This window comes from Pedobacter steynii, assembly GCF_900103665.1.
Lineage (GTDB): Bacteria > Bacteroidota > Bacteroidia > Sphingobacteriales > Sphingobacteriaceae > Pedobacter > Pedobacter steynii.
The window spans coordinates 439,607-461,753 of record NZ_FNGY01000001.1 but is presented as its reverse complement, the minus strand read 5'-3'; the positions used below and the strand labels follow the sequence as shown (position 1 = coordinate 461,753).

General features: G+C 42.8%; 21 protein-coding genes and 1 riboswitch. Of the genes, 11 read left to right on the top strand and 10 right to left on the bottom strand.

Features of this window, described 5'->3' with window-relative positions; all coding sequences use genetic code 11:
* Nucleotides 1-80 precede the first annotated feature (80 nt).
* The 4 genes from BLQ87_RS01810 to BLQ87_RS01795 all read left to right on the top strand — a co-directional run bounded on the left by BLQ87_RS01810 (nt 81) and on the right by BLQ87_RS01795 (nt 5,333).
* On the top strand, nt 81-1,196 hold the full coding sequence (locus BLQ87_RS01810; protein WP_074604403.1) for a trans-sulfuration enzyme family protein: 1,116 nt from the start codon (nt 81-83) through the stop codon (nt 1,194-1,196).
* Between the two features lie 171 nt (nt 1,197-1,367).
* Nucleotides 1,368-1,481: riboswitch (SAM riboswitch) on the top strand.
* A gap of 233 nt (nt 1,482-1,714) precedes the next feature.
* Nucleotides 1,715-3,022, top strand: coding sequence for an O-acetylhomoserine aminocarboxypropyltransferase/cysteine synthase family protein (locus BLQ87_RS01805; RefSeq protein ID WP_074604402.1), 1,308 nt, complete (start codon nt 1,715-1,717; stop codon nt 3,020-3,022).
* 3 nt (nt 3,023-3,025) lie between these two features.
* Nucleotides 3,026-4,084 (top strand): homoserine O-acetyltransferase family protein, encoded by a 1,059-nt coding sequence (locus BLQ87_RS01800; protein WP_074604399.1) that lies wholly within the window; start codon nt 3,026-3,028, stop codon nt 4,082-4,084.
* 7 nt (nt 4,085-4,091) lie between these two features.
* Nucleotides 4,092-5,333, top strand: coding sequence for a homoserine dehydrogenase (locus BLQ87_RS01795; RefSeq protein ID WP_074604396.1), 1,242 nt, complete (start codon nt 4,092-4,094; stop codon nt 5,331-5,333).
* 95 nt (nt 5,334-5,428) lie between these two features.
* Here the strand turns inward: BLQ87_RS01795 and BLQ87_RS01790 are convergent, their stop codons facing one another.
* The 3 genes from BLQ87_RS01790 to BLQ87_RS01780 are packed head-to-tail and all read right to left on the bottom strand — an operon-like array spanning nt 5,429 to nt 10,810.
* Complete coding sequence (locus tag BLQ87_RS01790) at nt 5,429-6,760, bottom strand: dihydrolipoamide acetyltransferase family protein (RefSeq protein WP_074604394.1); 1,332 nt, start codon at nt 6,758-6,760, stop codon at nt 5,429-5,431.
* A gap of 50 nt (nt 6,761-6,810) precedes the next feature.
* Nucleotides 6,811-8,058 carry a competence/damage-inducible protein A gene (locus tag BLQ87_RS01785; protein ID WP_074604392.1) on the bottom strand — a complete coding sequence of 416 codons (1,248 nt, stop codon included), beginning with the start codon at nt 8,056-8,058 and terminating at the stop codon, nt 6,811-6,813.
* 10 nt (nt 8,059-8,068) lie between these two features.
* A complete protein-coding gene (locus tag BLQ87_RS01780; protein ID WP_074604391.1) occupies nt 8,069-10,810 on the bottom strand; it encodes a putative LPS assembly protein LptD in 2,742 nt (913 codons plus the stop codon).
* 56 nt (nt 10,811-10,866) lie between these two features.
* Between BLQ87_RS01780 and BLQ87_RS01775 the strand changes: the two genes are divergently transcribed.
* Genes BLQ87_RS01775 through BLQ87_RS01765 form a run of 3 tightly spaced genes read left to right on the top strand, consistent with a single transcriptional unit; the run spans nt 10,867 to nt 13,598 of the window.
* Nucleotides 10,867-11,745: an N-acetylmuramoyl-L-alanine amidase family protein gene (locus tag BLQ87_RS01775; protein WP_394331810.1), complete on the top strand. Its 879-nt coding sequence runs from the start codon at nt 10,867-10,869 to the stop codon at nt 11,743-11,745.
* Between the two features lie 39 nt (nt 11,746-11,784).
* Entirely contained in the window at nt 11,785-12,630 is an 846-nt protein-coding gene (locus BLQ87_RS01770; RefSeq protein ID WP_074604388.1) for an N-acetylmuramoyl-L-alanine amidase family protein, read from the top strand.
* 14 nt (nt 12,631-12,644) lie between these two features.
* Entirely contained in the window at nt 12,645-13,598 is a 954-nt protein-coding gene (locus tag BLQ87_RS01765; protein WP_074604386.1) for an MlaD family protein, read from the top strand.
* A 105-nt stretch (nt 13,599-13,703) separates the two neighbouring features.
* On the opposite strand, the gene BLQ87_RS01760 is transcribed toward BLQ87_RS01765, so the two are convergent.
* The 4 genes from BLQ87_RS01760 to BLQ87_RS01745 all read right to left on the bottom strand — a co-directional run bounded on the left by BLQ87_RS01760 (nt 13,704) and on the right by BLQ87_RS01745 (nt 17,136).
* Nucleotides 13,704-14,615, bottom strand: coding sequence for a ribonuclease Z (locus BLQ87_RS01760; RefSeq protein WP_074604384.1), 912 nt, complete (start codon nt 14,613-14,615; stop codon nt 13,704-13,706).
* Nucleotides 14,615-15,001: an STAS domain-containing protein gene (locus BLQ87_RS01755; RefSeq protein WP_074604381.1), complete on the bottom strand. Its 387-nt coding sequence runs from the start codon at nt 14,999-15,001 to the stop codon at nt 14,615-14,617. The genes BLQ87_RS01760 and BLQ87_RS01755 overlap by 1 nt, the downstream gene beginning before the upstream one ends.
* Before the next feature lie 166 nt (nt 15,002-15,167).
* The gene (locus BLQ87_RS01750) at nt 15,168-16,121 is read right to left on the bottom strand and encodes a phosphoribosylaminoimidazolesuccinocarboxamide synthase (RefSeq protein WP_074604379.1); all 954 of its coding nucleotides are present in this window, start codon (nt 16,119-16,121) and stop codon (nt 15,168-15,170) included.
* Nucleotides 16,122-16,158: 37 nt separating this feature from the next.
* Complete coding sequence (locus tag BLQ87_RS01745; RefSeq protein ID WP_074604377.1) at nt 16,159-17,136, bottom strand: PhoH family protein; 978 nt, start codon at nt 17,134-17,136, stop codon at nt 16,159-16,161.
* A 102-nt stretch (nt 17,137-17,238) separates the two neighbouring features.
* On the opposite strand from BLQ87_RS01745, the gene BLQ87_RS01740 reads away from it, so the two are divergent.
* A complete protein-coding gene (locus tag BLQ87_RS01740) occupies nt 17,239-18,018 on the top strand; it encodes an SAM hydrolase/SAM-dependent halogenase family protein (RefSeq protein ID WP_074604375.1) in 780 nt (259 codons plus the stop codon).
* A gap of 11 nt (nt 18,019-18,029) precedes the next feature.
* Nucleotides 18,030-18,314 (top strand): putative quinol monooxygenase, encoded by a 285-nt coding sequence (locus tag BLQ87_RS01735; protein ID WP_074604372.1) that lies wholly within the window; start codon nt 18,030-18,032, stop codon nt 18,312-18,314.
* Here BLQ87_RS01735 and BLQ87_RS01730 read toward each other — a convergent pair.
* Nucleotides 18,300-19,052, bottom strand: a complete 753-nt coding sequence (locus BLQ87_RS01730; protein WP_074604370.1) for a tail fiber protein — start codon at nt 19,050-19,052, stop codon at nt 18,300-18,302. The two genes, BLQ87_RS01735 and BLQ87_RS01730, sit on opposite strands and share 15 nt — an antisense overlap.
* Nucleotides 19,053-19,236: 184 nt before the next feature.
* On the opposite strand from BLQ87_RS01730, the gene BLQ87_RS01725 reads away from it, so the two are divergent.
* Nucleotides 19,237-19,746: a hypothetical protein gene (locus BLQ87_RS01725; RefSeq protein ID WP_074604368.1), complete on the top strand. Its 510-nt coding sequence runs from the start codon at nt 19,237-19,239 to the stop codon at nt 19,744-19,746.
* 1 nt (nt 19,747) lies between these two features.
* Nucleotides 19,748-19,894, top strand: a complete 147-nt coding sequence (locus BLQ87_RS33680) for a hypothetical protein (RefSeq protein WP_172664792.1) — start codon at nt 19,748-19,750, stop codon at nt 19,892-19,894.
* Here the strand turns inward: BLQ87_RS33680 and BLQ87_RS01720 are convergent.
* Both BLQ87_RS01720 and BLQ87_RS01715 read right to left on the bottom strand, forming a co-directional pair.
* Nucleotides 19,891-21,135 (bottom strand): DUF1015 domain-containing protein, encoded by a 1,245-nt coding sequence (locus BLQ87_RS01720; protein WP_074604367.1) that lies wholly within the window; start codon nt 21,133-21,135, stop codon nt 19,891-19,893. The genes BLQ87_RS33680 and BLQ87_RS01720 overlap by 4 nt on opposite strands.
* 52 nt (nt 21,136-21,187) lie before the next feature.
* Nucleotides 21,188-22,138, bottom strand: coding sequence for a D-2-hydroxyacid dehydrogenase (locus BLQ87_RS01715; RefSeq protein WP_172664791.1), 951 nt, complete (start codon nt 22,136-22,138; stop codon nt 21,188-21,190).
* Nucleotides 22,139-22,147: the final 9 nt, after the last annotated feature.

Below are 22,147 nucleotides of genomic sequence, written 5' to 3'. Positions count from 1 at the left end.
TGCCAAAACTTCAACAGAATAATTTTTACCTTTAGCATTGTTGTACCAAGAGCCTTAATTCACTATTTATCCTCCTGAAAATGAAACCAGAAACTTTAGCGATCCATTCCGGAAATTTGTATGAGAGCAGCACAAAAGATGTCACGCCGCCTATTAATTTGTCCACAACTTTTTTCAGAGATGAGGACGGTGGCTATTCCGGCGGACATATGTACAGCCGTGTAAGTAACCCGAACCGTTCAGCACTAGAGCAAGTATTAACAGATCTGGAGCATGGAGCTGATGCCTGTGCCTTTTCTTCCGGTAATACGGCAGGTATGTCTCTTTTTCAAGCCTTAAAACCAGGAAGCCATATCATTGCTCCTGACGACATGTACTGGGGATTCAAGAAACAATTACAATCTATTTTTGCCGACACCCTGACCATCGACTTTATCGACCTGACCGATTTGAGCAGCATTCCTGATTACATCAGGGAAAATACCGTTTTGATCTGGGTAGAGACGCCTTCTAACCCACTTTTAAAAATTACAGACCTTAAAGCCATTGCAGCGATTGCAAAAGAACATAAGCTCGTTCTGGCCTGCGACAGTACCTTTGCTTCTCCATGTCTGCAAAACCCGATTGCTTTAGGTGCAGATATTGTGATGCATTCTTCTACCAAATATATTGGAGGCCATAGTGATGTTTTAGGAGGTGTCCTGATTACTGCAGAAAAGACGCCGCTTTGGGAAAAGATTAGAAATATCCAGCAGATTGGTGGAGCAGTACCTTCTCCTTTTGATTGCTTTTTGCTCTTGAGAAGCATCAAAACACTTCCTTACCGCATGCGCGGGCATTGCGAAAACGGAATGGCCCTGGCCTTATATCTAGAACAGCACCCAAAAATTGAAGGAGTATTTTATCCGGGATTGCCTACCCACCCTCAATATGAAATTGCCCGTCAGCAAATGAGTGGTTTCGGAGGCATGCTGTCTGTATTAGTAGCCGGCGGAGCCGATGAAGCCCGTAAAGTGGTAAATACCGTAAAGCTGTTTGCTCAGGCCACCAGTCTGGGCGGCGTAGAAAGCTTGATCGAGCACCGCGCTTCGGTAGAAGGTCCGGACACCAAGACCCCACAAAATTTAATTCGGGTCTCTGTCGGACTAGAACACATCGATGATCTTATCGCAGATTTCAATCAGGCTTTGGCTTAAAAAACAACCAAACTAACAAAAATAAAATTTCAAAACAACAATTTATAATACTTATTATCAGTTGATTACAAAATAACCAGAATATAATTTTGGTTATTTTGTCACTTAGCTTTACATTTGAACTATTCTTAGCGAAAGCTATTCAAGTCATCACCTCTTAAACTGGGTTTTGATTTATAAAGAAGTGGCGAGAGACAGGCTCTTTGACCCACTGGCAACCCTCCCAAAATGGAGAAGGTGCCAATTCCTGACCGGCTGGCATGGTGCCATCTGGAGAGATAAATTAAGACAATGAGAACAGTTAAAATTACATCAGATTCTTTTAATTATTGTTGCCCGCAGCATACGATTTGTATGTGCTGTTGCATACGATAATCAACAAAATCTTCCTTTTGCATTCTTGATCCATCCGGAAGGCCTCTTTGAGGTACGCTAAACAGCTATATCCCCTTATGCAAGATTACCGCATGAGCAGATTCCTTAAATCCTTATTTACCAAACGCTTAAAAGAATAACATATGTCAGCCAATCATAAATTCGAAACCCTTCAGATACACGCAGGTCAGGAAATTGACCCAACAACAGGTTCAAGAGCCGTTCCTTTATATCAGACTACTTCTTATGGATTCAAAAACTCAGAACATGGCGCCAACCTCTTTGCTTTAAAAGAATTCGGAAATATCTATACCAGGATTATGAATCCTACAACAGACGTTTTTGAGAAACGTGTTGCCGCTTTGGAAGGCGGTGTTGCTGCCCTGGCAGTGAGCTCCGGACAAGCAGCACAATTCATTGCCTTAAATAACATCCTGGAAGCCGGAGATAATTTCGTGTCTTCCTCTCATTTATATGGTGGTTCTTACAACCAGTTCAAAGTAGCCTTTAAGCGTTTAGGCATTGAAGTTAAATTTGCCAATGGCGATGACGCTTCAGACTTTGAAGCCAAGATCGATGCCAACACCAAAGCACTTTATTTAGAAAGCATAGGAAATCCTTCTTTCAGCATTGCTGATTTTGAAAAGATCTCTTCTATCGCAGGTAAACACAACCTTCCACTCATTGTTGACAATACTTTCGGTGCTGCCGGATACCTGTTCCGCCCATTGGAGCATGGCGCCCATGTGGTCGTTCAATCGGCCACTAAATGGATCGGCGGACATGGAACAAGTATCGGTGGGGTAATCGTTGACGGCGGGAATTACAACTGGGGCAACGGGAAGTTCAAACAGTTTACCGAACCTTCAGAAGGATATAACGGATTGGTATTTAACGATGTCTTTGGCATCGGTGGTCCATTCGGAAACATCCAGTTCATCATCCGTGCCCGTGTAGAAGGTTTGAGGGATTTCGGTCCTGCCATCTCCCCTTTCAACTCTTTCCTGCTGATCCAGGGATTGGAAACCCTTTCGCTTCGGGTACAGCGCCATGTAGACAATGCACTCGCATTGGCCAACTGGCTGGAAAATCATGAAGCTGTAAAAAGTGTGAACTATCCTGGTCTGGAAAGCAGTCCATATCATGCCAATGCGAAGAAATACCTGCAGAACGGATTCGGAGCGGTCTTGTCTTTTGAACTTCATGGAGAGAAAAGCCAGGCTACGGCATTGGTAGACAATTTGAAACTGGTAAGCCACCTCGCGAACGTTGGAGATGCCAAAACACTGATCATCCAGCCCGCAGCAACCACCCACCAGCAGCTGAGCGAAAGCGAACAGATTGCCGCCGGGGTAACACCAAACCTATTGCGTGTATCCGTAGGAATTGAACATATCGACGACATAAAAGCAGATTTTGAACAGGCATTTGCTGCAATCAACCAAAACTAAACAATGAGCACTATCTCCACATATCCCCATAACAAGACTTTCAAGCTGGAAAATGGCAAAAAATTGCGCAAAATAGAGCTCGCTTATCAGACCTATGGAAAACTGAACGCCAAGAAAGACAACGTGATCTGGGCCTGTCATGCTTTGACGGCGAACTCAGATGTGCTGGATTGGTGGAAAGGCCTTTTCGGAAATAACGACCTGTTTAATCCGGAAGAACATTTTATCATTTGCGCCAATGTATTGGGTTCCCATTATGGAAGTACCAATCCATTAAGCGAAAATCCTGTAACGGGATTACCTTATTACCTTTCTTTCCCGGAATTTACGATCCGTGACCTCGTTTCTGCACACCGTTTACTGGCAGAACACCTGGGCATTAAAGACATTAAAGTCTTAATTGGCGGTTCTCTTGGCGGACAACAAGCGCTGGAATGGGCCATCACCGATGGTTCAGCGATAGAGAACCTGATCCTGGTCGCCACCAATGCCGTTCATTCCCCATGGGGAATTGCTTTCAATGAAAGTCAGCGTCTGGCCATCAGTACCGACAGAAGTTTCTATGCGCAGAAACCAGATGGCGGTTTAAAGGGTCTGAAAACAGCAAGAAGCATTGCTTTATTGTCTTACCGCAGCTACGATGCCTATACCGATACCCAGCTGGAAAGCGTAAACGACAAGACGGGTTCTTTCCGCGCTTCTTCCTACCAAAATTACCAGGGAGAAAAGTTGTGCAAGCGTTTCAATGCTTACAGCTACTGGTACCTGAGCAAAGCGATGGACAGCCACAATGTGGGCAGAGGCCGTAAAAGTGTCACAGAAGCCCTGTCTGGCGTAAAACCAAACACTTTGGTGATTGGCGTAGAGAACGATGTATTGTTCCCGATCAGCGAACAGGAATTCCTGGCCAAACACATTCCGGATGCCGCCTTTCATTCCATCAAATCGGCTTATGGCCATGATGGTTTCCTGATTGAGACAGACATTCTGACCAATGTGATCGGCAACTTCCTGAAAGAAAGTATCAACAAGAAAATAATTAAATTACATAAAACAGCATAGTACTTAGATGAGCAAGAAACTTAAAATTGGTTTATTTGGATTTGGAGTTGTAGGGCAGGGATTACACGACATCATTCGTGGTCAGGACCTTAACCTGGAGATCATTAAAATCGCCATCAAAAACCCGGATAAGAAACGCAGCTTAGATGCACACCTTTTCACCACCAATCACGACGAGATTTTAAATAACGAAGAGATCAATACCATTGTCGAACTGATCGATGATGCAGATGCGGCCTTCACCATTACCAAACGTGCCCTGATCAGTGGTAAAAACGTGGTTTCTGCCAACAAGAAAATGATCGCTACCCATTTGGCAGAACTGGTAGAATTACAGGAAAAACATGGCGCTTCCTTACTTTATGAAGGTGCGGTATGCGGAAGTATTCCCATCATCAGAAACCTGGAAGAATATTACGACAATGAATTGCTTCACGGCATCAGCGGAATCTTTAACGGTTCTTCCAACTATATCCTTTCCAAAATCTTCAATGAAAACCTGGAATATGGCGTTGCTTTAAAGCAGGCACAGGACCTTGGCTTTGCAGAGACTGATCCTATTCTGGATGTGGGTGGTTATGACCCTAAATTCAAACTGGCGATCGCTACCGCACATGCTTATGGCTTGTTCATTAATCCGGATAAAATCCTGAATATCGGCATTCAAAACCTGAGCGAAAACGACATCAGGTATGCAAGAGAGAAAAACTTCAAGATCAAACTTGTTCCTACTGCACGTAAAATCAGCACCAAACAAGTGGTTACCTATGTGTTGCCGAAATTTGTTAAATCCGATGATTTCCTTTACAATGTAGAGAACGAATACAATGGGGTAACGGTTCAGGCGGCTTTTGCCGACAAGCAGTTCTTTTTCGGAAAAGGTGCAGGTGGCCATCCAACAGGTGCAGCAGTACTTTCAGACATCGCCGCATTGAGATATGATTACCGTTACGAGTACAAAAAATACCACCAGCAAAACGGATTGATCCACACGGATAATGTAAACATCGAAGTTTACCTGCGTTATGTTCATGAATATACTGTAGAAAAATTACAGGTAGAGAATATTGTAGAACGCTTCTCACGTCAGGATTACAAATATGTGATCGGAAGTGTAAGCTTAAAAACCTTATTGGCCAACCGTAGTTTACTGGAGCAAAAAGATGTGTTTATCGCCCATACAGGAAGGTATACCTACACAGAACAACAGATTCAGACGGTTACTGAAGAGGAAGTACTTTTTAATTAATAATAAATTGTTTTGATCGTAAAAAGGCCCCGAATTTCGGGGCCTTTTGCGTATTCAGTAATTCTTCTACGTATTCAGTTATTTTCAGGAGCTCCTTAGATCTCCCGGTTGATGTCCCAGCTTTCCAGGTAATCTGCTACCCTGCGGACAAATGATCCACCCAGGGCACCATCTACCACCCTGTGGTCATAAGAAAGCGAAAGGAACATCATGTGACGGATGGCAATGACATCCCCAAATTCAGTCTCCAATACAGCCGGTTTCTTTTTGATCGCACCTACAGCAAGGATTGCTACCTGAGGCTGGTTGATAATGGGTGTTCCCATTACGTTTCCAAAAGAACCTACATTGGTCAGGGTAAATGTTCCACCCTGAGTTTCGTCTGGTTTAAGCTTTGAATTACGGGCGCGGATGGCCAGGTCATTCACCGATTTCGTTAAACCTACCAGGTTCAGCTGATCTGCATTTTTGATGACCGGAACAATCAGGTTTCCGCTTGGCAAAGCTGCCGCCATACCGATATTAATATCTCTTTTCTTGATGATCTGCGTTCCATTCACAGAAACATTGATCATCGGGAAGTCTTTAATTGCTTTGGTTACCGCTTCGATAAAGATCGGTGTGAAAGTGATTTTCTCATTTTCGCGCTTCTCAAAATTGCGTTTCACTTTTTCACGCCACATCACCATATTGGTTACGTCAGCTTCCACGAAGGAAGTGACATGCGGGGAATTGTGCTTGCTCATCACCATGTGATCGGCAATCAGCTTGCGCATCCTGTCCATCTCAATGATTTCATCACCGCCATTCATGCTCACTACCGGTTGTACCGGCTTGGAAGGTGCTGGCTGACTGCTGACTACAGGAACTGCTGCCTGAACTGCTGCTGTTGCTGTAGGCGCAACACCACCTGTTTTCTGTTGAATATAATTTAAGAGGTCATCTTTTGTTAAACGTCCTTCTGCTCCTGTACCTGTAATGCGGTCCAATTCGCTGAGCTCAATATTTTCCTGAGCAGCGATATTTTTCACCAATGGTGAGTAAAAACGATCTGAACTACTTTGCTTCACCGGCTCTGCTGTTGCATCGTTTGAAGGCAACTGTTCTGTACCGGGAATCTGTTCGGTTACCGTTTCCGCTTCCGGCTGTGCTGCTGCTGTTTCAGCAGGTGCTGCAACGGCATTGGCATCGGTTTCGATAATTGCAATCACTGCACCTACCTGAACCACTTCATCTTCCTTGAATAACTGTTTGATTAACTTACCGGCGATTGGTGATGGAACTTCAGAATCTACCTTATCAGTAGCGATTTCCAAAATTGTATCGTCCAATTCTATCATATCTCCTGGTTGTTTCGCCCATTTGATAATGGTTGCTTCCGCAACGCTCTCCCCCATTTTAGGTAACAATAATTCGTATTGAGCCATTTTTTATTTTATGATTGGTATCAGGTACAAAAGTAAAGTATTTCGGACACTTAATCCTCATGTTGCTGGAGTTCGTTCAAAATCATTGACAAGGCAGCACTGGCAGAGCGTTCGATATTCTGTGCTCTTTTGTTGCCAAAACTGAATACTTTCGACACCACACCTTTGGCATGAGCTACTGCTATCCAGACAGTTCCGACAGGTTTATCAGGCAAACCACCGTCCGGTCCGGCAATGCCGCTCACGGCTACCGCATAATCTGTTTTAAAATGTTTTATTGCACCTAAAGCCATCTCTTTAACCGTTTCTTCACTCACTGCACCATATTTGGCCAAAGTTTCCTGCTGAACGCCAAGAATAGACATTTTAAGTTCGTAAGAATAGGTCACCGCTCCTCCTTCATAAACAGAAGAACATCCCGGATGCTGGGTAATCAGGTGTGCAATATATCCTCCGGTACAGCTTTCGGCCGTAGAAAGTGTCAGTTTTCGCGCTTCCATAAAGTTCAGTATGACTTTTTCTAAAGCAATATCCTCTTCTGCAACCACGTACTTCTTTATTTTGGTTACGATCTGTTGCGCATGGACCTCTACTTCCTGTTTCAGGAGCTCCTCATCCGTTCCGGAAGTGCTTAAACGTAGTCTGACCTGACCGAGCCTTGGCAGGTAGGCCAGCTTGATATGCGCAGGTAAGGCATCTTCGATTTCTTCAATTTCTACCGCAAGAAAAGATTCCCCGATATTTGAAGTCAGGATTGTTTTATGGTAGATGGCGGGAAGTTTAAAAGCAGTTTTGATTCTTGGAATGATTTCATCATCCATTAAATACATCATCTCAAAAGGAACACCCGGCATAGAGACAAAGATCTTTCCATGTTCCTCAAACCACATGCATGGGGCAGTTCCATTTTTGTTTTTGATCACCGTACATCCATCCGGAACATCAGCCTGTTTTCTGTTCAGCTCAATCATTGGCCGGTTAAGGCGTTCAAAGATCCCGGTCACATGCTGCAGGGTTTCTTCATCTCTTCTGAAACCCATATTGAAATATTTTGCCAGTGTTACCTTGGTGATGTCATCCTTTGTAGGGCCTAGTCCTCCGGTAATCAGAATGATATCCGCTCTATTTTCGGCCTGCTGTAACGCTTCTATGATATGGTCAGCATCGTCAGAGACGGAGGTGATCTGTTTCACCTTCATTCCGATCAGGTTCAATTGTTTGGCCATCCATGCAGAATTGGTATCTACAATCTGACCAATCAGGATTTCGTCGCCTATGGTTATAATTTCCGCCAGCATATCAATGGGTTTAGTATCTCGTATAGTAATTCTTTCTCTTGCTCAGTTTCAGATCCTGTAGTACAGAAGCTTTCACCTTGATGTCTACAGAATAACTCTGATAGGCACCGAATGGCACCCAGCTAAAGCTCATGTCCCAGCAATGCAGGTCACGGTAGATCCCGAATGTGGTCATGGTAAAGTTTTTCGCCTGAAAGTCCCAGCCGGAATTAAAAGTTACTTTCCATTTAGGGGTAATGTTGGCATCTCCGTTAAAAGACAAACTATTGGTATACCTGCCTTGCTCGCCCGCATCATTGGTATTGTAATTAAAGGCGTACCTAAAGGCGAAGTTCCATGGAATTTTGAAATCCACAAAAGCATTTGGATCCCTGCTCACCAGGGCCATTGCTTCTGCCTGCTCCGGAGTCATTCCTTTCTGAATGTTTTGATCGCGCTGCTCCTGTTGGTTTATATTTTTTCTTTTCAGGGCTTCAGGGTTCAGACTATAATCAAATGACAAGCCAAAAGAGGTAAGCCGGGGTAATCTCCCCCGCTGCCATACATATTTATCCAGCAAAAATGGTTGTACAGGTGTCTTTATACCGTTAACCAAAGAATCCCTCCCAACAAGATATGGATTAAGCACTGCGTTGTAATTTACCTGGAATTTAGGGGTAAAAGGGGTACTTCCTGAAATATTAAACGGGCTGAGCTTAAATTTCGGTGCAAGAAAATTATAACTGGTACTGATGCTCAGGTTATTAATAATGGGTACTTTCTTTTCGCCTTTTCCAGTCGTATCGTTTGGTACCGCAACCTTCGCTTCTACGGTATTCTGCAAAGTGAAGGACATACTGGCCTGTCTGCCCCGGGGCGGTCCCTGATATAACATCCCCTCCTGGCGGGCGTAGGTAAGCGGTTTTATCGCATTTCCATCCGCGTCCATATCGTAAGATCCATCCGGCCTCTTTAATTCCGGTACCGTCTTACCGTCTGCATATCTCGCTATCAAATAATTTCCCATTTTTGGGTCTGAAAAATCAGGCGCATAGCTAAAACCAATATTCGGTGACATGACGTGTCGGATTGCTTTCAGATTTCCTAATTTCGTAAATTGCGCAGTCGAGTAAATCTTCGTACCGACTGAACCACCAATATTATAGGTTCCATAACGGTTAAACCCAGGAATCGTGTCAATCCTGGTCAGGTCTGTCGCACTACCCGTGGCTTTCATAAAAGTCTTTTTGATCGACTGAAAATGCCAGGTTTCTTTATAGTTTACACTCGTTCCAAAATTGAAATACTTTAATACATTAAAATTCATCTGGATCGGAATATTGTGCTGCATCCCGTTTCTGAATTTACTCAGGGTCTGACGCTTAAACAACAGACTATCGGCTGAAGTCACCGCATTACTGCTCTGCATAGTATATCCGACAGAAATTTTCTCATACCATTTTGGATCTCCAACCCTGTTTGGAGAGGCAAAAGGAAAGATTTGTCTTGACATGTTTAAACTGATATCCGGCAAGGTCAGGTCAACCGTTTTTCTGGATACATCCTGAGTTACCCTTCCGGCCAGTGAAAGGCTAAACAAATCTCCAAAAAGTTGTTTAGAATAATTCACAGAAGAAGTTAAAATATTTTGTGAAAGTGGGATCGGATCATAGGTATTACCGGCTGCCGTGAGGCTATTATAAGTACTGGTCCTGATATTTACCGAGGCACTGAGTGTACTTCCGGGGCTCGCATTTGCATTTTGATTGTGGGACCAGTTGATCGCAAAAGGCTTTTCTCTGCCGAAACGTTTTGTACCTTCAGATCCGGTGACAATGCTGGAATAGCTTAAAGCGATATTTCCATTGTATTTATATCTTTTAGTATAGGTAGAGGTCAGGTTTAAATCGTAAGAACCACCTGTATAAATTGATCCGATCAGTTTGGCATCAAAATAATCACTAAAGCCCATATAATACCCACCGTCTCTTAAAAAGAAACCTCTGGTATAATCTTCACCGGGGCTGGGTAAAATAATACCGGACGACTTCTTATTTGGCTTTGGAAAAAAGGCAAAGGGCAGTCCGATGGGCAAAGGAATATCTTCTATTTTTAAGTAAACCGGCCCGGTAATGATCTGATTCTCCGTGACGATACCTTTGGTAATGTGAATCCCGAAATGGGGATGTGGCAAATTACAGGTACTATAAGTTTGTCCTTTACTGTGAATTTCATCATCAGGTTGTTTCTTGGCGAGTCCGCCGGAGAAAAAGCCACCTTCCTGCTCTGTGAACACACCGTAAATCTTTCCGGCAGCAGTTTCGGTGTTATAACGTAAGGAATCTGCCAGGGAACTTCCCTGTCCGGGCATTTTAAAAATAGGCCGGCCTACATATTTACCTTTGGCATCATTTTTTCCGCTGGCAAAAATCTGATGGGTTTTAGTATTGTAAGTAATGTAATCGGCATCCAGCTCCAATCCCTGATATACCACCCTTGCACGGCCATATAAATAAATGATGCCTTCTTTTTTATCAACTTTCGTTGAATCTTTAGCGGAGTATTCAATCTTATCGCTGGATTTTGAAGTATCCGCAGGATTACTTTTTAGCCCGGGTTTCATTCCGGGTTTAATACCACTCCTTTTAGCGGTATCTACCTGAGGTACGACCTGTTGCGTGGAGGAAAAACCAGAAGATGCAAATGCCGGAATACTAACAATTGTTAATAAAACAAGCCGTTTTAAAAAAATGATGTCGCTTAAAAGTTTCAAATTCGTGTGTGAATGTTATTTTTGCATTAATGTTTAATCCAAAACGTTCAAAATTAATGAAAAATATGCCATTGCTCAGACCAAATGCAATTTTGATCGTATTTATTTCTTTGATATTAGCTACAACCACTAATTATCAAGCATTTACGCAGGAATATAAAATAAAAACCATCGTATTAGACGCTGGTCACGGGGGGAAAGACGGCTCTACCAGGGGCGCTTATTCCACGGAAAAAGATGTTGCCCTGAAAACTGCTTTACGACTTGGTGCAGCGATAGAAGCGAATATGAAAGATGTAAAAGTGATCTACACCAGGTCTACTGATGTTTTTGTTCCGCTTTATGAGCGGATTGCCATTGCCAATAATGCAAAAGCAGATCTTTTTATCTCCATTCACTGCAATGATATGCCAATGATCCGTTCTACGAGCGTGACGGGCTATAGAAAAGGACGTAATGGAAAGAGAATTCCCATTACAGAAAGTTCCTATCGGAAAAGCACCTCTACCCGTGGTGTCGAAACCTTTGTTTCCGGGATGGGAAGAATCAATGAACAGGACGAAGTGATCAAGAGAGAGAATGCAGCTATTTTCCTGGAAGATAACTATAAAGAGAATTATGAAGGTTTTGACCCAAATAATGCGGAAAACTATATTATACTATCTTTGATGAAAAATACGTTCAGAACACAAAGTTTAAAATTAGCAAAACTTGTGCAGGACGAATATGTTAATGTAGGAAGGGTAAACCGTGGCGTACAGGAGAAAAGCCTTGCGGTATTGGCCAGGGCAGGAATGCCGGCTATATTAACAGAGATCGGATTTATCAGTAACCCTGACGAAGAAGATTACATGAACTCTGAAGCCGGACAGCTGGAAATTACCAATTGCCTGTTGAAAGCCATACAAAGCTATCAGCATAAGATAGAAGGATAATAGTTAGATACCGATAAAATAAAAAAAGAGTTAAGCCTGATGAGATTGAAAAGAAGTATATTCTTGTTTACCATTTTATTGTTTATAAGTTCAGAATTTGTTTTTTCACAAGGATATAAGGTTAAAACTATCGTGATCGATGCCGGTCATGGTGGCGGTAAACCCGGAGCCGCAGGCAGTTACTCTGTAGAAAAGAATGTCGCCCTGCAGGTAGCCCTTCGCCTTGGAAAGAAGTTTGAAGAAGAAATGCCCGAAGTCCGGATCCTTTACACGAGGAAAACGGACGTGGATGTCGACTTCTATAAAAGAGCTGAAATTGCCAATGATGCCAAAGCAGATATTTTCATTTCTATCCACTGCAACTCTATGCCCGACAGAAGAGTGGTAGCCGGCTATACCAAAGGAAAAGGCGGCAAAAAGATTCCAAGGTATGCGTATGTAAAGAACTCCTCCACCAGTGGGACAGAGACCTTCGTTGCAGGTACACACCGGCTAAATGAGCAGGATGTAGCCATCAGGGAGAATGCCGATATCAAACTGGAAAAAAACTACAAACAAAACTACGACGGCTACGATCCCAACGATCCCGAGACATTTATTATACTATCTTTGTTTAAAAATACCTTTAGAGACAAGAGCCTGAAACTGGCCAGATTGATTCAGGACAACTATACCAACGATAACAAACGCGTCAACAGAGGAGTAAAAGAACAGGGGATTTTAATTTTACAAAGGGTTGGAATGCCTGCTGTATTAACGGAAATCGGATTTATATCAAACCCGGCAGAGGAGAATTACATGAATTCTGCAAGCGGACAATCGGAAATTGTACATGCCATTTTTGATGCCGTAAAGAAATATAAAAAACAAACAGAAGTAAATTAAGTAAACATACATACGTGAAAATAGCAAACGAAACCAAAGTAGGCATACTAGCAGCCTTTTCCATAGCCATGTTAATCATTGGCTACAACTTTTTAAAAGGCAATGCCATTTTTTCCAGCGAAACCGTATTGTATGCCAGGTATTCGCATGTAGACGGACTGGGTGTATCTAAGCCTGTTCTGATCAATGGTTATCAAATCGGCCGTGTAGATAAACTGACGCTTCAGTCTGACGGAACCATTATCGCCACCTTAAAAATCAAAGGGAAATATGAAATCCCTAAAAATAGTGTTGCAAAACTGGAAAGCATCGACCTTTTAGGTGGTAAAGCAATTGTAATGGCTTTAGGAACCGGAAATGTATATGCAAAAGACGGAGATACGCTAAACGCGAATGTGGCGAAAGGCCTGTTGGAAACCGTTCAGCCGGTACAAAAGAAAGCAGAACTGATCATTGCGAAAATGGATTCTATCTTAACGAGTGTAAACTCGATCCTGAACCCGAACTTCCAGAAGAATGTAGACAAGAGTTTCAACAGCATTGCTTCTACCCTTGCTTCACTGGAGGCGACTTCGAAAAAAGTGGATAACCTGGTAGGTTCTGAAGGAACACGCATCTCTTCTATCCTCGCCAATGTAGAGGCCATCTCCGCAAACCTGAAAAACAACAACGAAAAGATCAACGGTATTTTGAACAACATCGGCAGCATTACCGATCAGGTGGCAGCAGCGAACTTCAAACAGACCATAGACAATGCCAATAAATCAATGGCCGATCTACAGGCGATTGTTGGCAAGATCAACGAAGGTAAAGGTACTTTAGGCCTGTTGATCAACGATACGAAAATGTATGACAACCTGAACAGTGCTTCTCAGAACCTGGACAAGCTGATCATCGACTTAAAAGAAAATCCTAAGCGTTACGTTCACTTCTCTGTGTTCGGTGGCGGTGCTAAAAAAGACAAATAAGGTAGTTTTACCAAGGTAAAAAAAAGGCGGTTCTGAGATTTCAGAACCGCCTTTTTTATGGAGCTATCAGCAGCTATTGATTGGTGAATATCCGTCCGGACCGGCTTAGATCTGGAAGGTACTTCCTTCCTGAGCCAGCTGTGTGTTTTCAAAAGCCGATACAGCTTCCTCCAATAAGGGCTGTAAGGTCTTGTATCTGGAAGAAAAGTGCCCGATAAGCAGTTTCTTCGCACCGGTTGTTATTGCCGTCTCAGCGGCCTGTAAAGCGGTCGTATGATGTGTTTGATTTGCCCGTTCCAGCATTTCATGTAAGAACGTCGCTTCATGGTACAGCGTATTGCAATCTTTGATCTGTTCGAAATAGCTGCCATCACAAAGGGTATCCGAGCAGTAAGCATACTTTCTGGGCTCATCTGAGTCCGTGGTATAGTCCTTGTTCAGAAGTATCGTTCCGTCTGGTAAGGTCAGGTCTACCCCTCTTTTCAATAAAGGGTAATATTCTAAAGGAATGTTTTCTTCTTCAAGCTTTTCTACAATGACCTTACGCAACCGCTTCTTTTCTGTAAAGACGAATCCCGTACAGGGAATTCTGTGGTTCAGCACAATCGTAGATACGGTCAGGTCTGAGTTTTCAAAAATCAGCTGAGCTGTATCTGCAGTGATGGCTACAAATTCCAAAGGATAGCGGAGGATCGTTTCAGAATGTTTAAACTGAAGGTCCAGAATCTCCATTAAAGCTGCAGGAGCAAAAATTTTAATCGGCTTGATCCTTCCATTCAAATGCATGGTGGAAAGTAATCCGATCAATCCAAAATAATGATCTCCGTGAAGGTGACTGATGAATACAAAATCTATTTTACTTGCTTTAAAACCATACTTGATCAATTGCTGCTGGGTTCCTTCCCCGCAATCGATCAGGTAAAATTTTTCATTACAGTTTAAAAGCTGGGCACTTGGATTTCTATTGTAAACGGGTGTAGCAGAGCTGCTACCTAAAATAGTAACCTCAAACTTCATTAACCTTTATCTACGCTCCCCAACAATTCTTTCTCAATTTCTTCCATAAAGATCAGGTCTGTAGCTTCATCCAGTTTAGAGACGATCGTCAACGACTGGTCAAGATTAGACATTTCCAATATTTTAGCGACAACGCCATTTATTCCGATCAGGATAAACAAGCCGTTAGCGCTTTTACATAGCCGGTCTCCTACCAGTAAACTGCTCAGATCCTGAGAATCATTGCATTCTTTTACAGCGGATAAATCCAGAACAATGTTATGGTAACCTTCTGCGTTCAATAAAATGAACTCAGATTTTAACTTAGGGGTATTGTCGTTGGTGAACTTAGATTCTCTAAGTTTAAGAACTACATACTTTTCGTGCTTGTCAACTGAAAATTTCATGATATTGATTTATTTATATGTGTTGCTAAAGTAACTAATTTTATCTGTTTTAGTAAGGATTGGTTGATAATTCCTTCTGAAAAACCTGCAATCGCATTGGTTGTTTGATATAACGGTCGCCATCCCCTGTTTAGGAATGGCGACCGCTGATTTTTAAAAACAGGTTTTAGTTTGCTAAAAGCCCGTTTAAAGAATTGACTACATTTTCTTCAATTCGCTGAACTACGTCCGCACTTTCGTTTTTAACGAAGGTATCACCAGTGATCTGCTCATAAAGCTCTATATAACGTTCTGAGATCGAGCTTACAATTTCCGGGGTCATCACCGGAATGCTTTGTCCGTCTTTACCCTGGAAACCATTTTCGATTAACCATTTACGTACAAACTCTTTTGACAATTGTTTCTGAGGCTCACCTGCGGCCTGTCTCGCTGCATATCCTTCGGCATAAAAATAACGGGAAGAGTCAGGAGTATGGATTTCATCAATCAGGAAGATCTCTGCACCTACTTTACCAAATTCATATTTCGTATCTACCAGGATCAGTCCGCGTTCAGCTGCCATTTGTGTACCGCGCTCATAAAGGGCATAAGTATAGGCTTCCAGCTGCGTATAATCTTCAGGAGATACGATTCCTTTGGCTAAAATATCTTCCCTGGAAATGTCTTCATCATGTCCTACCGCTGCTTTTGTAGTTGGCGTGATGATCGGCTGAGGCAGTTGATCATTTTCTTTCAGTCCTTCCGGTAAAGCTACTCCGCAAACGCTGCGTCTGCCGGCACTGTATTCTCTCCATGCATGTCCTGCAAGATAGCCCCTCACGACCATTTCCACCTTAAAAGGCTCACAGATCCTTCCAACGGTCACCATTTCATCCGGAACAGCGATCACCCAGTTAGGAACGATGTCTTTCGTGGCATCCAGGAATTTCGCGCCGATCTGATTCAGCACTTGTCCTTTGAAAGGAATCGCTTCCGGCAAGACCACATCAAATGCAGAGATCCTGTCGGTTACGACCATGGCCATAAACTGGTTATTGATCGTGTATACGTCACGCACTTTTCCCTTGTAAAAATTGGTTTGCTTTGGAAAGCTAAAATTTGTTTCTTTAATTGCTGTCATGGTATTTGCCAAAGAGCTGTTGTTATTTGTTCTTAAATTATTGGATATCGCCGTAGGCTTTTAAAATTCTTTTTACCAGTTTATGCCGCACTACATCTTCCCCCGTCAGGTAAATAATTTCAATACCGGGAATATCATCTAAGATCCGCAGGGCATTGTGCAGTCCGGACATTTGTTTTTTAGGCAAATCGATCTGGGTAATGTCGCCGGTTACAATAAACTTGGCAGATGGTCCCATCCGGGTGAGGAACATTTTCAGCTGAAGGTCAGTTGAATTCTGGGCCTCATCGAGGATCACAAAACAATTATCCAGGGTTCTTCCACGCATGAATGCCAAAGGGGCAATCTCTATCGTTCTGTTTTCCAGATAAAGTTTCAGTTTTTCTGCCGGGATCATATCATCCAGGGCATCATATAATGGGCGAAGGTAGGGATCTACTTTTTCCTTCAGATCGCCCGGCAAAAAGCCCAGGCTCTCCCCTGCTTCTACTGCAGGTCTGGTTAAAATGATCCTTTTAATTTCTTTATTTTTCAGTGCTCTGACGGCAAGTGCAACCGCAGTATAGGTTTTTCCTGTTCCGGCAGGGCCGATGGCAAAAAGCACATCGTTTTTAACGATGCTGTCTACCATGCGTCTCTGGTTGGCCGTTCTGGCTTTCACCATCAAACCATTGGTACCAAACACGATCACCTCACCACCACCACCTGCAGGAGCAGCAACGGGCTTTTCAGCCGTACCATTTTCCGAAGCAGGTGCTGCTTTCCTTGAAACGAGGATAGATTCTACATCACTGGCCGTTAATGTGCTATACTGCTCCAGCTGATTTAGCAACAGCGTATATTTCTGCTCAAAAACTTTAAGCTCTTTCTCATCACCCAATACTTTCACTTCATTGCCCCTGGCCACAACTTTAAGCTTCGGAAAAGCATTCTTAATGATCTCGTAATGCTCATTGTTTGCTCCCCAAAACTGTACCGGATCTACCGATTCTAATGTTAATTTAAGTTCGTTCAAAATATTGTTTTTTAGATAGAGGTGTATATTTTGATATAAAAATTGAATATTTGTACGCGATTTGCCGCTTACGCAAGATTAAGAATAAATATTCAATTTTTAATGGCCATTATTACATTAACGACAGATTTAGGTTCAAAAGATTTTTACCAGGCTGCCCTCAAAGGCAGTATCCTGAGTATCTTACCGACGGCCAATATTGTTGATGTGACACATGAGGTTCCTTCTTTCAATATTTCTTATGCGGCATTCGTTTTAAAGAACGTGTATCCTTATTTCCCTAAAGGTACTGTGCACCTGATCGGTATCGATTCTGTGTTCAGCGAAAACACGAGATATATTGCGCTGAAATACAGGGATCATTATTTTGTAGGTGCAGACAATGGCATTTTTTCTTTGTTATTTGAAGAGATGCCCGATGAAATCGTGGAACTGAACATCATGCAGGACCTGAAATACCTTCATTTTCCTTTGGTAGATATTTTTGTAAAAGCGGCCATCCATCTTGCCAAAGGTGGCAGGTTAAGGGACATCGGAATGCCGACCGACAGTGTAGAGGAACGCATGTTACTAAACCCTGTGATAGAGCGCGATATCATCCGAGGAAGCGTCATTTACATTGACACTTTCTCCAACGTGATTACCAATATTACCAAAGAATTATTTACGAAAATCCAGCGGAACCGGGACTTCACTTTGTACTTCAGAAAGAGCGAAACGATTACCCAGTTAAGCTGGCATTACAACGAGGTTCCTGAAGGAGAAAAGCTCTGTCTTTTTGGCATCAGTAACCACCTGGAGATTGCCATTAATAAAGGAAAAGCCAGTGGTTTGCTGGGCTTACACCTGAGCGATATTGTCAGGGTTGAATTTCATCCTTAAAAAATAATTTCATGCTCATACGTCTGGTAAAAATGCATTTCGCCCCTGCTTTTGTGGCAGAGTTCAAAGAAACTTTCAAAACTGTACAACCCAGGATTGCTTCATTTAAAGGCTGTAGCGCCGTTCAATTGCTACAGGATAGCCTGAACCCCAACGTGTTCTTTACCATTAGCCACTGGGCAGATGAACAGCATCTGGAAGACTACCGCCAGTCGCTCCTCTTCCGCGAAACCTGGGCTGTCGTAAAACCAAACTTCCAGTCTAAAGCTGAGGCATGGAGTCTATTGACTCCATGATTTTTCTTCTAATTCCTTTAAGCGTTTTCCCTGATGGAGCAAGAGTTCCTGTTGTTCCTTAATCAGTTCCCCTTGTTTGAGTAGCGTTTTATTCTGATCAATTAAGTATAAAGTTAGTTCTTCAATCTTTTGCAACAACTTAGCTTGATTTGCCCCAAGGTCAAGTCCTTTTTCTTTGACTTCTGCTGCCGATGGGATATTTGGCAAATGTTTAAACTGCTTGATATGCTGTTCTACCTGCTCAAGTGGCTGCAGACGATACTTTGTATCAAAAACAAAATCGGGCCAGTTAGTCCTCATCGCGACCTTGATACTCTCTGCAATTATATCCCCCTGTACTGCAAGCTTATACCCAGTCACTCCCGAGGTTCCTATTCCAACATTTCCATTAGGATCTATAGCCATATTCCGTTGAAGATTTCCATTGGATCTTGTCCAAAACCACAATCCTCCACTTCCACCGTCAGCACTCGTTGAATAATAAGAAGAGATCCGGCCAATGGTATGACCGTTAACAATTTGGTAATCGAGATCAGCCCGGGAAGCTACTGCAGGTACGTCGCTGACCTGGATGGTAATATGCCCTCCACCAGCAGTATTATATACCGTGAGTGGCGTCTGAGGACTTAAAGTTCCAATTCCTACCTTTTCCCCATTATTAACAAAAGTATTTTGTTGAGCATAACCACTGAAACAAGCGGCTGCAAGAAGTAATGTGATATAAAATAATTTACCCATGAGTGTATTAATAAAATTCAAACAAATATACATTACCCGGGTAATAAAAAAACAATATCAACAGAAGCCAGTTAACTTACAGGTAAGGATACCATTCTTACTGAGCTCTTCTACAACTTTGGCTATGTTTTTGCTTCAAAATGACCATTACCTTATTCCTAAATAATTTAAGTTACTTCTTAAAATGATCAAAAATTTATTGCTTCTCCTGTTGCTTGGCATCAGTTTCCAGGCAGCTGCTTTTCAAAGTGATACCAGTGCTTATCAGATCCAGCGTTTAAAAATCAACGGATTGCTCGCAGAGCGAAGCGATCGCTTTGGACAATATGACAAGAGTCTGGATGCCAGAACCGGGATTTTCGGCTTTCAAACCAAATCGGACATTAAGAACTCCAATGAGATCCTGCGTCAGATTGTACTCAACGACAATAACATCTTTAAGGAACTTAAAATACTGATGGATTATAAGGATCAGGAGGTGAAGGAGGTCATCAATACGGCCAATACCACCAACAGCAGAATTCAGGCTTACATGCTTTCTATCAAGAAATTACAGGACCAGAATCAGTTCCTTAGAAAGGAAGCGCAGCAAGCGGAAAAAGGTAAGACCTTTTATGTTTATGTGATTATATTTTTGGCATTGGCACTTGCCGGAACGGCTTTTGTGCTCCTTAAGAAAATGAAGAAGATTTAAAATGAAAACATGGCTTTTCAAAATGCTGGTGAAGGTCAATAAGCTTGTCCTTCCCAGCCTGTATAAAAAAGATCCGATGAAACTCAGTAACCTGCAAAAAGCAATACTGGGCTATCGGTATTGGGTATTGACCAATTCGCTTCGTTAATTGAAGTAGCTGGTCAGCAGTCCGACCAGGAATTTAGGCTCTACCCAGGTAGATTTCGGAGGCATGACCCCATCTGCTTCTGCAACCGCGATCACCTGTGCTACCGAAGTTGGAAACAAGGTAAAAGCAACGGCAAACAGGCCGTTATCCACTTTATTTTGCAAGGCAGAGACTTCCGTTCTTCCCCCCTCAAAAGTAATTCTTGCATCCGTTCTCGGGTCTTTTATTCCCAGCACAGGCTCCAGAATAAAATCCTGTAAAATACTGACATCCAGTACCGCTACCGGATCATTCGCATCATAAACAGAAGCCTTAGGACTTAAAACATACCATTGACCATTAAAGTACATGCCTATTTTATGCAGCTCCTGAGGTTTCACCGGTACATCAGATGTGCTGACCTCAAAACAAGCGTTCAGTGCCTCCATAAATTGCTCCGCAGTCCATGTTCCGAGATCCCGGACCAGTCTGTTGAATTCCAGCACTTTTACCTCACTCGTATTCATATAAACCGTTGTGAAGTAATTGTAAAGTTCTGAGCCATCGTGCTTAGCTCCTTTCAAAGCTTGCTTCTGCAGACCCATTTTAGCCATAGAAGCGGCTCTATGATGACCATCTGCAATATACACTGAAGGAATGGCCTGAAATGCAGTCACCATTTTTTCCAGATCCGCAGTTTCGGTGATGGCCCATACGCGATGCTGACTCTGATCCGCAAAAGTAAAATCAAGGGCTGGGGTTAAAGCGCTATATTTTGTAATCAGCCCGTCGATCACCTCATCAGGATGGTAAGTAATCAGAACCGGGTTGGCATCCAGTCCGGTTTGCTGTAAATAATCGGCCAGCAGTTTCTCCCTGCGCTCTACAGTAGATTCATGTTTTTTGATCCTTCCTTCCAGGTAATCATGGATGTGCGTCAATGTCCAGATCCCCGTCTGACATAAGCCATCGTGTTCTACCTGATACACATAAATTGCCGGTTGGGTTTCTCTTACGAGGTAATGGTGCTCCAGAAAGCCCTCGAAATTTTCCGCAATCTTCTTGAAGATCAGCTCCTGACGCGTTCCTCTGAGGTATGGATTGTCCAGTTCCGGATTGATCAGGTGCAGGAAACTGCAATTATTTTCGGACGCAATTAAGCGGGCTTCACCCGTTCCATAGTTTTCCAACGGACGGGTTACCACCTTTGACTGGAGGTGTACTGCAGGTTTTAATCCGCAGAAAGGCTTTATATTTGGCATAGGATGGATTGGGAAATGAGGCACCCTTTTCGTTCGGGTGCCTCATTAAAAGCTATTTATTAAAATGCTCAATAATTAATGTAGCAAGTTCAACACCGATACGCTCCTGCGCTTCGTTTGTTGCCGCACCGATATGCGGTGTTAAAGAAATCTTTGCGTGTTGTAAGATCGCAGTGGAAGGTGTGGGTTCGTTATCGAATACATCTAAGCCTGCAAAAGCAACTTTACCGCTATCTAAAGCAGCGATTAATGCCGCTTCGTCTATGGTTCCACCTCTTGAACAGTTCACCACACTCACACCGGTTTTCATTTTTTCAAATTCTTCGGCACCAAGGATTGGCTTATCTGCAAATGGCGTATGTAAACTGATGAAATCACTGTTAGTGATCACTTCTTCCAGAGAAACTGTTTTCACCGGAATGTCTACTTTAATACCACCCTGAAGATTTAAGGTCAGGTTTCCTTCAAAAGGGAAAAGATCATAAGCCAGGACATTCATTCCCAGGCCTAACGCTACCGTAGCGGTCTCTCTTCCGATTCTGCCGAAACCAATGATGCCGATCGTTTTACCTCTCAGTTCCACACCTTTCGCATACGCCTTTTTTAACGCGTTGAATTTAGTATCTCCTTCAACAGGCATTTTTCTGTTGGCATCCTGTAAAAAGCGAACACCCGTGAACAAATGCGCAAATACCAGTTCCGCTACAGAAAGTGAAGAAGCTGCCGGCGTATTGATTACCGCAAGGCCTTTACCTCTCGCATAGTCTACATCAATATTGTCCATTCCTACTCCACCTCTACCGATTAGTTTCAGGTTTGGGCACTGATCGATCAGTTCCTGACGGACTTTTGTAGCACTACGTACTGTAATCGCATCATAATTCTGTAAAGCATCAACTAATTTATCCTGGGCAACAGTTTCTGTATCCACTACAAAACCTGCCTGCTCTAACATGGCTTTACCGATGGGATCTATTCCATCGTTTGCAAGTATCTTAATCATCAATTTATA